This is a genomic window from Microbacterium sp. RG1, from assembly GCF_005347485.1.
In the GTDB taxonomy this organism is placed as follows: Bacteria; Actinomycetota; Actinomycetes; order Actinomycetales; family Microbacteriaceae; genus Microbacterium; species Microbacterium binotii_A.
The window spans coordinates 2,757,192-2,771,749 of the sequence record NZ_CP034121.1; the positions used below are offsets into that span (position 1 = coordinate 2,757,192).

A 14,558-nucleotide genomic window follows, 5' to 3' on the forward strand; every position below is an offset into this window, starting at 1 on the left:
CGGAGCATGAGCGTCCCGATCGAGGACTACGCCGTCCTCAGCGACTGCCGCACCGCCGCCCTGGTCTCGCGCGAGGGCAGCATCGACTGGTTCTGCGCACCGCGGTTCGACTCCGCATCCGTCTTCGGCGCGATTCTCGGCGGGAACGAGCAGGGCGCGTGGCATCTGCGACCGGAGGATGCGGATGCGGTCGCGAGCCGGCGCTACGACGGCGACACCTTCGTGCTCGTGACCCGGTGGGAGAGCGCGGGCGGCATCGCCGAGGTGCACGACTTCCTGCCCATCGACGGAGGGCGCGTCGACATCGTGCGCCGCATCGTCGGCATCAGCGGCACCGTCGAGTTCACGACGCATCTGCGCATCCGCTTCGACTACGCGCGCGCGATCCCCTGGGTGCGTCAGGTGGGGGATGCGGCGGCTCCCGCGCTCCACGCGATCGCCGGTCCCGACGCGCTCATCGTCCGCGGCGTCGTGCTCACCCCGCACGGGCGGGCGCACCGCGGGCGCGTGAGCGTGACCGCGGGCGAGACGGCCGACCTCGTTGCGACCTGGAACCCGTCCTACCTGCCCACGCCGGAAGCGCTGGACGTGGATGCGGCGCTCGAGCACACCAGGACCTGGTGGACCGGGTTCGCCGCATCCATCGATCACGACGGACCGCACCGCGACGAGGTCGTGCGTTCTCTCCTCGTCCTGCGGGCGCTGAGCCACCAGGACACCGGCGGCATCGTCGCCGCGGTCACCACCTCGCTCCCCGAGCAGATCGGGGGAGAGCGCAACTGGGACTACCGGTACGTCTGGCTGCGGGACGCGGCCCTCACCCTCGAAGCGCTCGTCGCGCACGGATTCCTCCAGGTCGCCGAGCAATGGCGGTCCTGGCTCATCCGTGCGATCGCGGGAGATCCTCGCCAGATGCAGATCATGTACGGCGTCGCCGGGGAGCGCGACCTGCCGGAGCGCCAGTTGACGAGCCTGCCCGGCTACGAGGGATCGGCGCCGGTGCGCGTCGGGAACGGCGCGGTCACGCAGTACCAGGCCGACGTCGTGGGCGAGGTCATGGTGTCGCTCGAGGCGGCCCGTGTCGCCGGGGTGCCCGACGACCCGCTCGCGTGGGCGCTGCAGCGCGCGCTGCTCGACGGTGTCGAGGCCCGTATCGACGAACCCGACAACGGCATCTGGGAGGTGCGCGGCGATCCGCAGCGCTTCACCCAGTCCCGCGCGATGATGTGGGCCGCCTTCGATCGCGGCGTACGTGCGGTGCGCAGGTACGGGCAGGACGGACCGGTCGCGAAGTGGGAGGCGCTGCGCGACCGGCTGCGCGAGGAGATCGACACCCACGGGGTGGATCCCGCATCCGGAGCGTTCGTGCAGCACTACGGCTCGACCGAGGTCGATGCCTCCCTGCTCCTTCTGCCGCAGGTGGGCTTCTGCGAACCGGACGATGCGCGCATGGTCGCCACGGTCGCGCGCATCGAGGCGGAGCTCATGCCCGACGGGCTCGTGAACCGCTATCGCACGCAGACCGGCGTGGACGGGCTGGCGGGCGGCGAGCATCCGTTCATCGCGTGCACGTTCTGGCTCGTGGAGCAGTATGCGCGGGTGGGACGGGTCGACGACGCGCAGGCGCTCATGAACCGCGCCTGCGCGACCGCGAACGATCTGGGGCTGTTCTCGGAGGAGTACGACCCCGCAGCCCGCCGGCAGATCGGCAACACGCCCCAGGCACTGTCGCACCTCGCTCAGGTGCGAGCGGCCGATGCGATGGGCGGGCACGGCGGCCGCGCCGCCCATCGCACCTGAGGCCCGTGAACCGTCTCGGGGGGCGGATGCGGGATCAGCTGCGCGAGAGCGCCTCGGACAGCTTCACCCGTGCCCCCATCCGCAGCAGCGAACGGCTGTAGATGCGCGAGCCGACCCAGATCGCCAGGACGCACGTGATGGCGAGCACGACGAGCGAGACCAGCGGCTCCCACCACATCGCGTCGCCCAGGTAGAGCCGCAGCGGCATCGCGACCGGAGCCGAGAACGGCACGTACGACATGATCGTCAGCACGAGCTGGTTGTCGTTGAAGAAGATGACCAGGAAGTAGGGCAGCATCACGAGCATCGTGAGCGGTGCCGTCGTCGAGCCGATGTCCTCCATGCGCGACACCATGGCACCGGCCGCGGCGAACAGCGACGCGAGCAGGATGAAGCCGAGCAGGAAGAAGATCGCGAACCACACGATGGGCCCGCCGAGGCCGGTGAGCACGAGGTCCTGCCCCGTCACCGACAACCCGACGATCGCGATCGCCGCCAGCACCACGATCTGACCCATTGCGAGGATCGTGTTGCCGATGACCTTGCCGGCCAGCAGCGCCCGCACCGGGATGGCGGAGATCAGCAGCTCGACCACGCGGGTCTGCTTCTCCTCGACGACCGACTGCGCGATCGTGCCGCCGAAGGTGGAGGCGGCCAGCAGGAACACGATGCCGAATCCGAGGGCCACGAAGTACCGCAGCAGGAAGTCGGTGCTCGAGGGATCGAGCAGGTGCACCGGCGGTGACTGGCTCAGGATCGAGAGCAGCCCGGACGGCAGGTCGTCCTTGCCCACCACCGTGTAGTCGAACGAGCCGGATGCGGTCGCATCCGGGACGTCCGCACTGGGGACGAGAGCCGCCTCCACGGTGCCGTCGGTGACCAGTGCCATCGCGGCGTCGGACGAGTCCGCATCCGTCACGTCGAGTCCTGAGACGCCCGAGACGACGGATGCGGTCGCCGGCGTCACGGCCACCTTGATGCCGCTGGTGTCGCTCGCCGTGAACCCGCCCCAGACGACCGCGCCGAGCGCGAGCACGAAGAGGATGACGGTGGAGATCACGAACGACTTGCTGCGCAGCTTGGAGCCGATCTCGCGCTCGGCGACGAGCCACACGCTCTGCGTGGTCGTGGGGGCTGTGGGGACATGCGCATTCATCGGATGACCTCCCGGAAGATCTGGGTGAGGGTGGGGCGCTGCGGCGAGAAGGCGTCGACGTCGCCGGACGCCGCCGCGCGGGAGAGGACGGCGCGGGCCACCTCGGGGGAGGCCTCGAACACGGCCTCGCCGCCGGCGAGCTCGACGACGGTGACCTCGGGCACATCGCGGAGCCAGCCCAGATCGCCGCCGGTGACGAGTTCATAGCGCGGCGAGCTGTACTCGGCGCGCAGCTGCTCCCGACTGCCCGCCGCGCGGATCGTGCCGCCCGCGATGATGACGAGGTCGTCGCAGAGCCGCTCGACGACGTCGAGCTGGTGGGACGAGAACAGCACGGCGACACCTGCCGCGGCGCGCTCGGCGAGCACACCCGCGACGACCTCGACCGCGAGCGGGTCGAGGCCTGAGAACGGCTCGTCGAGGATGAGCACTTCGGGCTCGTGCACGAGGGCTGCGGCGATCTGTGCGCGCTGCTGGTTTCCGAGGGAGAGGGTCTCGACCGTGTCGCCGAGGCGCTCGCCGAGTCCGAGGCGATCCAGCAGCTTCTCCGCGTTCGCGGTCGCGGCGGCCTTGCTGTAGCCGTGGAGGCGGGCGAGGTAGGCGATGTGCTCGCCGACCTTCATCTTGGGGTACAGGCCGCGCTCCTCCGGCATGTAGCCGAAGCGGCGGCGGTCCTCGCTCGTGATGGGCGTGCCGTCGATCTCGACCGTGCCCGCATCCGCCGCGAGCACGCCCAACGCGATGCGCATCGTGGTGGTCTTGCCGGCGCCGTTGCCGCCGACGAAGCCGGTGAGTCGGCCGCTCTCGACGGTGAACCCGACATCGTCGAGCACCCGGCGTGTGCCGTAGTTCTTTGTCACTCCTGACAGGCGCAGCATGCGTCCTCCTTGGTCCGTGCTCCGACGTTACGTCCGCCGCATCCCCGCGCACCTCCCTCCCCGGACGGGTTCGTGACCTCCCCCTTCCGGTGGAGCGGCCTTCCCCGGTGGATGCGGCCGGGGCGGTGCCGTATCCGGGGGCCTCCGCGGGGCCGCCGCAGATGCGCCAGAAATGCGCACCCGCGACAGAGATCAACAGGCGCATGTGCGCAGAAGTGGTGCATCTGTGCAGATGCGACGCAACTCGGGCAGAGGGATGTGGGCAGAAGCGGGTCAGGCCAGGCCGTGGCGATGGGCGAGGACGACGGCCTGAACCCGGTCGCGGGCGCCGAGCTTGGCCAGCACGTTGGACACGTGGGTCTTCACCGTCGCCTCGCCGATGTACAGCCGCTCGGCGATCTCACCGTTGGACAGTGCATCCGCCATGAGACGGAGCACCTCCTCCTCGCGCTCGGTCAGCGGACTCGAGACCGGCAGCGGTTCGGGAGCGGATGCGGAGATCGCGGGGTTCGCGAACCGGGCGATGACGCGCCGGGTGACCTCCGGGGCGAGCAGAGCGTCGCCGGCGGCGACGACCCGCACCGCGGCCGTGAGCTCCTCCGGGCCGGCGTTCTTCAGGAGGAACCCGCTGGCGCCGGCGTCGAGCGCGGCGAACAGGTAGTCGTCGCGGTCGAAGGTCGTCACCACCAGCACCGCCGAAGGGATGTCGGGGTCGGCGATGATCCGCCGGGTCGCCTCCAGCCCGTCGAGGTCGGGCATCTGCACGTCCATGCAGACGACGTCGGGACGCAGGGCGCGGGCCTGCGCGATCGCCTCGGCGCCCGTACCCGCCTCGCCGACGACCTCGATGCGATCGTCGAGGGTCAGGATGGTGCGAAAGCCCGCCCGCATCATGGCGTGGTCATCGGCGAGGACGACCCGGATGCGGCCGCTCACCGGGCGTCCGCCGTGACGAGCGGGCTGAGGGGAACGCGCACGCGCACGACGAATCCGCCACTGGATCGGGGCGCCGCCTCGATCGTTCCTCCGGATGCGGCGGCGCGCTCCCGCATCCCTATCAGGCCCATTCCCGGGGTGATCTCGGCCACCGGCCGTCCGGTGTTGGCGACCTCCAGCTCCACCCCTTCGGGGGCGTAGCGCAGGCGCACGTCGGCGCGTGCGCCGGGGCCGGCGTGACGACGGGCGTTGGTGAGCGCCTCCTGCGCGATCCGGTACAGGTTGACCTGGACCGTATCGGGCACGTCGCGCTCCTCGCCGATGATGCGCAGCTGCGAGGCGACCCCCGCCGCGCTCGCCTCGGCGACCAGCTTCTCGAGCCCTTCCAGGCCGACGGATGTCTCCTCGTTGGTGTCGCCAGGGGTTCGAAGCGTCTCGAGCAGATGCCGCAACTCGCTCAGCGCTGAGCGCGCCGACTCCTCCACGCGCGCCAGCGTCTCGCCCGACGCCTGCGGATCCTTGTTCATCATCATGCGTGCCGCGCCCGCCTGCACACCCATGAGGGAGACGTGGTGGGCGACGACGTCGTGAAGCTCGCGGGCGAGCCGCACCCGCTCCAGCGCCACCGCCTGCTCGGCGCTGAGTTCGCGTTCGCGTTCGAGCTCCGCCGTGCGCTCCTCGAGCAGCGCGCGCTGTTGCCTGCTCGCCCAGGTGCGCTCGCCGAAGAAGTACGCGCCGCCGAAGTAGAGGGCGTTGATCAGGAGCGTCAGAAGCATCGAGGCGACATAGGGCGAAAAGGCGCCCGCGCGCGAGACGCCCTCGATCTCGAGGTCACTCGTCGCATCGACGAACATCGTCACCGTCAGCCACACCGCCATCCCGGCGATGATGCCGATGCGCGTCCACATCGCCCGGCGTCGGTTCGGCGACCAGGCGCCGACCGTGTAGATGGCGATGAACATGGCGATGTTGCCCGCGTAGATCTCCGGGACGCGGAGGGTCACGGCGGCGAAGTACGCGGCACAGACGACGACGGCGACCGTGGCCGGCCAGCGTCGGCGGACCGCGAGCGGGACGGCGAGCACGAACGCGTAGACGACGGCGGCGGCCATCGAGCCCTGGTGCTCGCCGTAGATGCCGGCGACGGAGGAGAGCGCAGCGCTGATCAGCGCGCCGATGCACATGGCGGCGGCCAGCAGGAGATCACCGCGCTGTTGCGCGGGCGTGAGCGGCAGCATCCTCCCAACCTAGAGCGGGCCATCGGATGCGGCATCCCCCGTCAGACGGAGAGCATTGACGCTCCGGAGTGCCTCTCCCACCGGTGTTCCCCTGTCACAGATCGACGCCGCGGCGTCGATCTGTGACAGGGGAATGGAGGCGGTCAGCCGAAGATCATGGGCCGGTCGTCGTCGTCCTCGTCGCCCGCGAAGTCAAGGTCGACGACGACGGGAACGTGGTCGCTGGGGATCTCGCCCTTGCGTTCGTCGCGGTGGATGGCCGCTCCCGCGACGGCATCCGCGAAGGCGTGCGAGCCGAGGATGAAGTCGATGCGCAGGCCCTCGTTGCGGGGGAAGCGCAGCTGCTTGTAGTCCCAGTACGTGTAGCCGGTGGGCACGAGCGGTCGCACGGTGTCGCTGAGCCCCGCATCCAGCAGGGCGCGGAACGCCTCGCGCTCGGGAGGCGAGACGTGTGTTGTGACGCCCTCGACGACGGTCGGGTCGCCGTTGTCGGCATCGGTCGGGGCGATGTTGAAGTCGCCGACGAGGGCGAGCGGCAGGTCGGGGTTCGCCGCGAGGGTCTCGCGGGTGTAGCCCGTCAGGGCAGCCAGCCAGTCGAGCTTGTAGAGGTAGTGCGGGTCGTCGAGTCCGCGACCGTTCGGGACGTACAGGCTCCAGACCCGCACGCCGTCGATGGTCGCGCCGATGGCGCGGGCCTCCTGCGGGAGGTCGGGGCCCTCGTGACCCTTGAGGAACCCTGGCATGCCGGGAAAGGCCGTCTCGACCTCGGTGATCGGCTCACGGCTGGCGATCGCCACGCCGTTCCACTGGTTCAGGCCGTGGGCGACGACGTGGTAGCCGGCCTCTTCGAAGGCCGCGTAGGGGAACTGTTCCGGCTTGCATTTGATCTCCTGCATGGCCAGCACGTCGATGTTCTCGCGGACACAGAACTCCACGGTGCGTACGACGCGTGCGCGGATCGAGTTGACGTTCCAGGTGGCCAGGCGCATGCCTTCAGCCTAGAACCCGGGCCCGACGCCGCACGCCGGCGACCGAGGAACTGTACACCTTTGGACTGGTTGTCCACAGTGGCGATTCGCGCCTGCTGACGGCGGGGTATCTTCCTGGCATGCGCACGCCACTTGCCGAGCTGCTCACTCGCGTCGACGAGCTGAACGCTCCGGATTCGCCGTTCGTCTTCCGCGCGGTCGGCGATCGCATCCAGGGCACCTGGGACATCGCCCACGTGCAGTACGTCGCCCTGCTGGGTGCCGGACAGATCGACGACGCCTACTCCATCGAGGTCACGTTCGACGAGGACGAGGGCACGTTCGACACCGACGAGACGCAGACCACGTCGAAGATGTCCGGAGGATTCTCGACCGACGGGTCCTTCCACTTCGGTGGGAGCACCTCCACTTTCAAAGGCAAGCAGTCGCGGATGAGTCGTAGCTTCGTCGCCGGCACCCGCGTCACGACACCGGAAGGCGAAGGCGCCTCCGCCAGCTGGTCCTTCGACACGGACCGCATCAAGCAGCCCTTGTTCGACTTCCTCGCCGCGAACGGCTGGGAGAAGAAGAAGGGGTTCTTCGGCCGTCTCTTCGGCGGCTGATCCCACGCGTCCCCTCACCCCGCCGAACCACCGAGAAGGAGCATCATGACCCAGCCCATGCCCCCCATGTCCCAGCCGCCGCAGCAGCCCGTGGCTGCTCCCAACGGCTCCTACCCCGGCAAGACCCTCGGAATCGTGGGCCTGATCGTCTCGTTCTTCGCGAGCCTGATCGGCCTGATCCTCTCGATCGTCGCCTACTCGCAGTCGAAGAAGGCCGGCTACAAGAACACCCCGGCGCTGATCGGCATCATCCTCGGCGCCGTTCTCCTGGTGATCGGCATCATCGTGGCGATCATCCTCGGCACCGTCTTCGCGGGCCTGATCGCGCAGTGCGCCGACCTCGGGCCGGGAACGCACTACGTCGACGGCGTCACCTACACCTGCTCCTGAGCGGTGCGACCTCGCCTGAGCACAACGGTGCCTCAGGCGAGGTCCATCCCCGGTGCGTCAGCGGGTCGCGGCGTGAAGCCGTTGCGCTCGTAGAAGGCCGTGCGGCCGCGTGCCGCGAAAAGTTGCACATCCGCGACGCCGCGTCGCCGTGACTCCTCGACGAGAGCGGCGAGGATGAGCGCCCCCGCGCCGCCTCCTCGCGCCTCGGTCGCCACGATGAGCTCGGTGACGAAGGCGTGCAGCACGCCGTCGCTGATCAGGCGCCCCATACCGACGAGCGCGCCCGCGTCGTCGCGCGCGCAGCACACGACCCAGCTGCCGGCCAGAGCGGGGGCCAGTTCCTGGGCCGTGCGCTCGCCCCATCCGGTGCTCGCGTAGAGCGCCGCGAACTCGTCGGCCGTAGGCGGTGTCATGGTGAGCTGCACCATCGGACGCTATCGCGCCCGTGTTAGTCCCGGCGCGCACCGTGTCGGATGCGGTGGGCCGCGGCGTAGCCTGCGCCCATGACGGTGCCCAGAGCGCTTCGCGTCACCCTGCTCGTCGTGGCGTGGTTCAACCTCGCCTCGGCGGTGGCGGGGATGATCGGGCTGACCGTGGGCGGCGGGATGGGGTTGCCCGTCGAGTGGCTCGACGGCACCCCGTTCGCCACGTACTTCTGGCCCGGCGTCATCCTCGGTGTCGTGGTCGGTGGGATGCAGGCGCTCGCCGTCATCGCGCAGTACCGCCGGTACGCGCTGGCCTGGGGCCTGCAGGCGGCTGCCGGTCTCGTCATGATGATCTGGATCTTCGTCGAACTGGCGATGCTGCTGGTCTGGTCGCCGCTGCACGGTATCTACTTCGCCACCGGACTTCTGCAGACCGTGCTCGCGGTGCTCGCCCTCGGTGCGTGGCCGCGCCCGTTCCTCTCGCGCACGCCCGCGGTGCGGATCGGCCGGCGCCCCTAGACTCGACGGTGTGACCGCCGCATCCACTCCCGAGCTCGAATCCGACCGCCAGGCGCTCATCGCGCTGATCGGCGCCGAGGCCGTCTTCCACGGCGACTTCACCCTCTCCAGCGGCAAGAAGGCGTCGTACTACGTCGACATGCGCAAGCTGACGCTCGACCACCGGGCGGCTCCCGCGATCGGGCGCATCATCCTCGATCTGATCCGCGACGTGGACGGCGTCGTCGCCGTCGGGGGCCTCACCCTCGGGGCCGACCCGATCGCCAACGCGGTCATGCACGAGTCGGTGCACGCGGGCACGCCCCTCGACGCGTTCGTCGTGCGCAAGGAGCCCAAGGACCACGGCCGCGGTCGCCAGATCGAGGGCGCGGATGTGGCGGGCAAGCGCGTCGTCGTCGTCGAAGACACCTCCACGACCGGCCAGTCCGCCCTGAAGGCCGTCGAGGCGCTGCGCCGCGAGGGTGCCGAGCCCGTCGCCGTCGCCGTCATCGTCGACCGCAAGACCGGCGCCCAGGCCGCCGTCGAGGCCGAGGGGCTGCAGTGGCTGGCCGCCATCGACCTCGACGATCTGGGTCTTCCCGCTCAGTGATGGCTGCCGCCCGCATCCGCAATTCAGGAGATCTGCGTTCTGCAGGACGGATGCGGCGCGATCGTCCTGTTCACGGGATTTCTCCTGCAGGGCGGTGCTGACGGTGGACGATCGCACCCTCATGCTGCTGGTCGCGCTCGTCATCACGGCGGGCGCGCTGGTGACGTTCGTCCTGCAGCTCATCCGGTTCCTGCGCCGCGAGCGTGACGATCGAGAGCGCGACGACAGGGAGCCGCGAGACGACTGACGCGTGGCTCAGCTGTGGATAATCTCTGCGCGGCCCGAGCGCCGCGTGGCACCCTTCCGGGACACCCCTCGGAAAGGACACGCACATGAAGAAGCGCACCCGCCTGGCCGCCGGTCTCCTCGCTGCCGCGACTCTGACCGGAGCCGGTGCCGCAGCGGCCGCGCCGGCGTTCGCCGATGAGACCGTCGTGCTGCACGGCTTCCCCACGAAGGGCATCTGCCAGATCGCCGAGCAGGTCACCGGTTGGGCGATCAACGCGACCGGTGGCGAGATCTTCGCCGGCGATGCCTGCGGCTATTGGGGCCCCGACAAGCTCTACGGTTTCAGCATCACCTACCGCTGAGTCGGCATACGATGGCCCCGGCGCCCGCGCGCGCCGGGGCCATCATGGTTGGATGACGGTTCATGGGCAGGACGTCGCGGCGGACGCCAGGCGGCTCATCGCAGAGGGTCACATCTCGGAGCACGCTCTGCAGACAGTGACGCGGATCGCGCCGGAGAGAATCACGGCCTTCCTCACGAGCAGTACAGCGGCAGGGCTCTCCTCGGACGAGCCCTCGCTCTCACCCGAGGAGAGCGCCCGCGTCTCGACCCTGGTCGCGCATCTGGCGTACGGCTTCGACATCGACGACGACGAGCGTCTCCGAGCGATGCTGGAGGCTCTGACGGGTGAGTGCGGCTTCACGCTGCAGAACATCAGCCGATTGACACAAGTGCCGGTGGACGAGGTGACGACGGCTCTTCACGATTCCAGAACGCTTCCGACCGAAACCAGGTACACGCTCGCGCTGAGAGTGTCATACCTGATCAATGCCGCCAACCAGGCCCGAGCACGTTAGCGGACCTGCCGCATCGTTCGTTCAGATGCCCTCGGGCATCTCCGACTCGACGGGCTCGGGGGCGATGAGCTCGGCGACGGAGGTCAGTACCTCGTCGGGGCGGAAGGGGTAGCGCTCGATCTCGGCCGGGTCGCTGATGCCGGTCATGACCAGCACGGTGTGCAGACCCGCCTCGATGCCCGCGACGACGTCGGTGTCCATGCGGTCGCCGATCATGCCGGTGTTCTCGGAGTGCGCGCCGATGCGGTTGAGCGCCGAGCGGAACATCATCGGGTTCGGCTTGCCGACGACGTACGGCTCCTTGCCCGTGGCCTTCGTGATCATCGCTGCGAACGAACCCGTCGCCGGGACGATGCCGTTCGGAGTGGGGCCCGTCGCATCCGGATTGGTCACGATGAACCGCGCACCCGCGTTGATGAAGCGGATGGCCTGCGTGATCGCCTCGAACGAGTACTGACGCGTCTCGCCGACGACCACGTAGTCGGGCTGCGTCTCGGTCATGACGACGCCCGCCTCGTGCAGCGCGGTCGTGAGCCCCGCCTCGCCGATGACGAAGGCCGAGCTGCCGGGCATCTGCGACTTCAGGAACTCCGCTGTCGCAAGCGCCGAGGTCCAGATGCGCTCCTCGGGCACGTCGAGCCCGGAACGCTTCAGGCGCGCACTCAGATCGCGAGGGGTGAAGATCGGGTTGTTCGTGAGCACCAGGAAGGGCGTGCCGGTGTCGCGCCACTGCGCGAGCAGCTCCGCCGCCCCCGGGATCGCCTGGTTGTCGTGCACCAGCACGCCGTCCATGTCGGTCAGCCAGCATTCGATGTCATCGCGCGTGCGCATGGCCTCAGCCTAGGGCTCCCGCGGGCGGTATCCGAGCCTGCGGGGGCAGGTCATAGCGGCGTCTGAGGGGCGGCCAGGCTACCCGGGCGCGAAGGAGTGCTCAAGAGTGGAGGGGGCACCTCACGCAGCGCACTAGGGTCGTACGCGTGAGCGCTCGCGAGGCGGATTGGAATCCGCACCGGCTGCCGGACCTGACGGGCCGGACCTACCTGGTGACGGGCTCCAACGCGGGTCTCGGCTACTTCGCCAGCGAGCAGCTCGTGAACGCCGGAGCGCGCGTGATCATGACCGGGCGCAACCCCAACCGGCTCGCCGCTGCCCGCGCCGCGGTGTCGGCACGCCTGCCGCACGCGACCGGAACCGCCGAGACGCTCCTGCTGGACACGAGCAACCTCGGCTCGGTGCGCGCGGCGGCCGCCACCGTCCGTCAGCGCGGACGCCTCGACGGCCTGCTGCTGAACGCGGGGATCGTGCATCCGCCCGCTCAGCGCGAGACCACGCGAGACGGCAACGAGCTCGTGCTCGCCACGAATGCGCTCGGCCACTTCGCCCTGGCAGGCGCGCTGCTGACGACGCTCGCCGCACGTCGCGGCCGGATGGTGTGGCTCGGCAGCATGTCGACCTCGATCTCGAAGTACGACCCCACCGATCCGCAGCTCGTCGAGCGCTACTCGCCGTGGCGCGCATACGTGCAGTCCAAGGCCGTCACCACGGTCGTCGGCCTCGAGGCGGACCGGCGCCTGCGCGATGCCCGCGTTCCCGTGACGAGCGTGATCGCCCACCCCGGCTACTCCACGAGTGGTCGCACCGTCGGCATCCGCGGGGTCAACGAGCCCTCGCGCTGGGGTCGGTTCCTCGACAACCTGCAGGCCCCCATCACACAGTCCAAAGAGCACGGCGCGTGGCCGCTGGTTCGCGCCCTCGTCGACCCCGACGTGGAGGGCGGGCAGATGTGGGGCCCCGGCCGCGTCGTCGCCGGCCCGCCCCGAGCCGCGCAGCCGACGGCGTTCCTGCGGGAGCCGGCGATCGGTGAGCGGCTGTGGCTCATGTGCGAGGCGGCCACGCGGATGCGGTGGCCCTTCGAGGCAGCCCGGCGCTGAGCGCGGCGGGCGCCGCATCCGATCGCGTCAGGCGGAGAGCCAGATCGCGTCGTGCGCCGCGGCAGGGATGCTGATCTCTGCGCCGTCCACGCGGACGCGGAGTTCTGGAGCGGGCTCGAGCACCTCCACGCGGTGGTCGACGTCCAGGCCGCGGCGTTCGAGCTCGCGCAGCAGGTCGGGGTCGCGGTCGCTGACCCGCAGGACGCGGCCCACGTGCCCCGCCTGCGCGTCGGCGAGCAGCACGAACGGCACGCGCTCGACCTGGCCCAGCGCGTCGGGGATGGCGTCGCCGTGGGGATCGAAGCGCGGCCGTCCGAGACGTTCGTCGATCCGATCGAGCAGTCGGTCGCTGAGCGCGTGCTCGAGGATCTCGGCCTCGTCGTGCACCTCGTCCCAGGTGTAGCCGTACTCGCGCACGAGCCACGTCTCGACGAGGCGGTGGCGACGGACGATCGCCGCCGCGCGCGCGAGGCCCTTCTCGGTCAGCGTGATCGGGCCGTACCGGCGGTGGCTCACGAGCCCCGCCGCGGCGAGCTTCTGCACCATCTCGGTGACGCTCGACGGCGCGAGCCCCAGCTGCTGCGCGAGCTGCGACGGCGTGATCCGCTCGTCCTGCCATTCCGTGTGCTGGTACACGACCTTCAGGTAGTCGTCGACGGCTGCGGATGTGGGCACCCCGTCAGGCTACCCGCCCGTGATCACGAGCCAGATGAGCAGCGCGTTGAGAGCGACGAGGAACACGGATGCGGCCGCTCCGGCGATGGTCGTCGCGATCCGGTTGCGGTACCGGCCGAGCAGACCGCGCTGCGCCGTCAGCCAGACGAGGGGGATGAGGGCGAACGGGATGCCGAAGGAGAGGACGACCTGGCTGAGCACGAGGGCGAGCGTCGGGTCGAGGCCGAGTCCCAGGATCACCAGGGCCGGGATGATGGTGACGAGCCGCCGAGCCAGCAGCGGCACGCGCACGTGCAGCAGCCCCTTCATGATCTCGGAGCCGGCGTAGGCGCCGACCGAGCTGGAGGCCAGTCCGCTGGCGAGCAGGCCGACGGCGAAGAGGGTGGCGATGACGGGTCCGAGTCCCGCCGACAGGGCCGCGTACGCGCCCTCGAGAGAGTCGGTGCCGGGAACCCCGGCGAGGCTGGATGCGGCGAGCAGCAGCATGACGAGGTTCGTCGTGCCGGCGACGGCCATGGCGATCGTGACGTCCCACCGCGTGGCGCGCAGGAGGCGACGCTCGCGATCGGCGGGTGCGGCGTCCGTCAGCGGGAAGCGGTCGCGCGCCAGCGAGGAGTGCGCGTAGATCGCGTGCGGCATGACGGTCGCGCCCAGGATGGATGCGGCGAGCAGCACCGAGTCGGTGCCCTCGAAGCGCGGCACCAGGCCCTGCACCAGGCCGCCCGCATCCGGCGGCGAGAAGATGATCCCGGTGCAGAAGCCGATCACGATGACGATGAGCATCGTGATGACGACGGTCTCGAACGCGCGGGCGCCGCGCCGCGACTGCACCGTCAGCACGGCCATCGACACGACGCCGGTGATGACGCCGCCCCACAGGAGGGGAATGCCGAAGAGGAGGTTGAGCGCGACCGCGCCGCCGATCACCTCCGCCACATCCGTCGCCATCGCCACGAGCTCGGCCTGCAGCCAGTACAGCCGCCGGGCCCACGGGCGGCGGATGCGGTGGCCGAGGAGGTCGGGCAGGCTCTGGCCGGTGACGATCCCGAGCTTCGCGGACAGGTACTGGATCAGCCACGCCATGAGGTTGCCGAGCACGACGACCCACACGAGCAGGTAGCCGAACGTCGCGCCGGCGGTCATGTTCGCGGCGACGTTCCCCGGGTCGAGGTAGGCCACCCCGGCGACGAGCGCCGGCCCCAGCATCCACGCCATCCGACGCGCAGGCGCCTGGACGGGCGCGAGGGTCAGTGTTTTCGGCATGCCGAAACCGTATCTCATTTTTCGGGCTGCCGAAAAGGGCTGTTCCGCGGGGTGAGAAGCGAGCGCGGGCGCGGCTAGCCT

18 protein-coding genes are annotated in these 14,558 nt (G+C 70.0%); 9 read left to right on the top strand and 9 right to left on the bottom strand.

Features of this window, described 5'->3' with window-relative positions; translation table 11 throughout:
- Positions 1 to 6 precede the first annotated feature (6 nt).
- Positions 7 to 1,800, top strand: coding sequence for a glycoside hydrolase family 15 protein (locus EHF32_RS13455; RefSeq protein WP_137418656.1), 1,794 nt, complete (start codon positions 7 to 9; stop codon positions 1,798 to 1,800).
- Positions 1,801 to 1,834: 34 nt separating this feature from the next.
- Here EHF32_RS13455 and EHF32_RS13460 read toward each other — a convergent pair whose 3' ends face one another.
- The 5 genes from EHF32_RS13460 to EHF32_RS13480 all read right to left on the bottom strand — a co-directional run bounded on the left by EHF32_RS13460 (position 1,835) and on the right by EHF32_RS13480 (position 6,997).
- Positions 1,835 to 2,956 carry an ABC transporter permease gene (locus EHF32_RS13460; protein WP_137418657.1) on the bottom strand — a complete coding sequence of 374 codons (1,122 nt, stop codon included), beginning with the start codon at positions 2,954 to 2,956 and terminating at the stop codon, positions 1,835 to 1,837.
- The gene (locus EHF32_RS13465) at positions 2,953 to 3,834 is read right to left on the bottom strand and encodes an ABC transporter ATP-binding protein (protein ID WP_137418658.1); all 882 of its coding nucleotides are present in this window, start codon (positions 3,832 to 3,834) and stop codon (positions 2,953 to 2,955) included. Before EHF32_RS13465 ends, EHF32_RS13460 begins: the two co-directional genes overlap by 4 nt.
- A 273-nt stretch (positions 3,835 to 4,107) precedes the next feature.
- The gene (locus tag EHF32_RS13470; protein ID WP_137418659.1) at positions 4,108 to 4,770 is read right to left on the bottom strand and encodes a response regulator; all 663 of its coding nucleotides are present in this window, start codon (positions 4,768 to 4,770) and stop codon (positions 4,108 to 4,110) included.
- On the bottom strand, positions 4,767 to 6,008 hold the full coding sequence (locus EHF32_RS13475; protein WP_137418660.1) for a sensor histidine kinase: 1,242 nt from the start codon (positions 6,006 to 6,008) through the stop codon (positions 4,767 to 4,769). The genes EHF32_RS13470 and EHF32_RS13475 overlap by 4 nt, the downstream gene beginning before the upstream one ends.
- A 143-nt stretch (positions 6,009 to 6,151) precedes the next feature.
- Positions 6,152 to 6,997 (bottom strand): exodeoxyribonuclease III, encoded by an 846-nt coding sequence (locus tag EHF32_RS13480; protein ID WP_137418661.1) that lies wholly within the window; start codon positions 6,995 to 6,997, stop codon positions 6,152 to 6,154.
- Positions 6,998 to 7,116: 119 nt separating this feature from the next.
- Between EHF32_RS13480 and EHF32_RS13485 the strand changes: the two genes are divergently transcribed.
- The gene (locus EHF32_RS13485; RefSeq protein WP_137418662.1) at positions 7,117 to 7,599 is read left to right on the top strand and encodes a hypothetical protein; all 483 of its coding nucleotides are present in this window, start codon (positions 7,117 to 7,119) and stop codon (positions 7,597 to 7,599) included.
- A gap of 45 nt (positions 7,600 to 7,644) precedes the next feature.
- Complete coding sequence (locus EHF32_RS13490) at positions 7,645 to 7,989, top strand: DUF4190 domain-containing protein (RefSeq protein WP_137418663.1); 345 nt, start codon at positions 7,645 to 7,647, stop codon at positions 7,987 to 7,989.
- Between the two features lie 32 nt (positions 7,990 to 8,021).
- Here EHF32_RS13490 and EHF32_RS13495 read toward each other — a convergent pair whose 3' ends face one another.
- Positions 8,022 to 8,417: a GNAT family N-acetyltransferase gene (locus EHF32_RS13495; RefSeq protein WP_137418664.1), complete on the bottom strand. Its 396-nt coding sequence runs from the start codon at positions 8,415 to 8,417 to the stop codon at positions 8,022 to 8,024.
- A 75-nt stretch (positions 8,418 to 8,492) separates the two neighbouring features.
- Here EHF32_RS13495 and EHF32_RS13500 point away from each other — a divergent pair, with 75 nt between their 5' ends.
- The 5 genes from EHF32_RS13500 (at position 8,493) to EHF32_RS13515 (ending at position 10,608) form a co-directional block, all read left to right on the top strand.
- Positions 8,493 to 8,933, top strand: a complete 441-nt coding sequence (locus EHF32_RS13500) for a hypothetical protein (protein WP_202876820.1) — start codon at positions 8,493 to 8,495, stop codon at positions 8,931 to 8,933.
- A gap of 10 nt (positions 8,934 to 8,943) precedes the next feature.
- Positions 8,944 to 9,522 (top strand): orotate phosphoribosyltransferase, encoded by a 579-nt coding sequence (gene pyrE, locus EHF32_RS13505; RefSeq protein ID WP_137418665.1) that lies wholly within the window; start codon positions 8,944 to 8,946, stop codon positions 9,520 to 9,522.
- Positions 9,523 to 9,625: 103 nt separating this feature from the next.
- Entirely contained in the window at positions 9,626 to 9,769 is a 144-nt protein-coding gene (locus tag EHF32_RS15815; protein WP_161594119.1) for a hypothetical protein, read from the top strand.
- Between the two features lie 85 nt (positions 9,770 to 9,854).
- Complete coding sequence (locus EHF32_RS13510) at positions 9,855 to 10,112, top strand: hypothetical protein (RefSeq protein WP_137418666.1); 258 nt, start codon at positions 9,855 to 9,857, stop codon at positions 10,110 to 10,112.
- 52 nt (positions 10,113 to 10,164) lie between these two features.
- Complete coding sequence (locus EHF32_RS13515; RefSeq protein ID WP_137418667.1) at positions 10,165 to 10,608, top strand: HTH domain-containing protein; 444 nt, start codon at positions 10,165 to 10,167, stop codon at positions 10,606 to 10,608.
- Between the two features lie 21 nt (positions 10,609 to 10,629).
- Here the strand turns inward: EHF32_RS13515 and EHF32_RS13520 are convergent, their stop codons facing one another.
- Positions 10,630 to 11,439: an HAD-IIA family hydrolase gene (locus tag EHF32_RS13520; protein WP_137418668.1), complete on the bottom strand. Its 810-nt coding sequence runs from the start codon at positions 11,437 to 11,439 to the stop codon at positions 10,630 to 10,632.
- 146 nt (positions 11,440 to 11,585) lie between these two features.
- Here EHF32_RS13520 and EHF32_RS13525 point away from each other — a divergent pair, with 146 nt between their 5' ends.
- Complete coding sequence (locus EHF32_RS13525; protein ID WP_137418669.1) at positions 11,586 to 12,539, top strand: SDR family NAD(P)-dependent oxidoreductase; 954 nt, start codon at positions 11,586 to 11,588, stop codon at positions 12,537 to 12,539.
- A gap of 27 nt (positions 12,540 to 12,566) precedes the next feature.
- Here EHF32_RS13525 and EHF32_RS13530 read toward each other — a convergent pair whose 3' ends face one another.
- Entirely contained in the window at positions 12,567 to 13,214 is a 648-nt protein-coding gene (locus EHF32_RS13530; protein WP_137418670.1) for a metal-dependent transcriptional regulator, read from the bottom strand.
- A 9-nt stretch (positions 13,215 to 13,223) separates the two neighbouring features.
- Positions 13,224 to 14,477, bottom strand: a complete 1,254-nt coding sequence (locus EHF32_RS13535; protein ID WP_137418671.1) for an Nramp family divalent metal transporter — start codon at positions 14,475 to 14,477, stop codon at positions 13,224 to 13,226.
- Positions 14,478 to 14,558 lie beyond the last annotated feature (81 nt).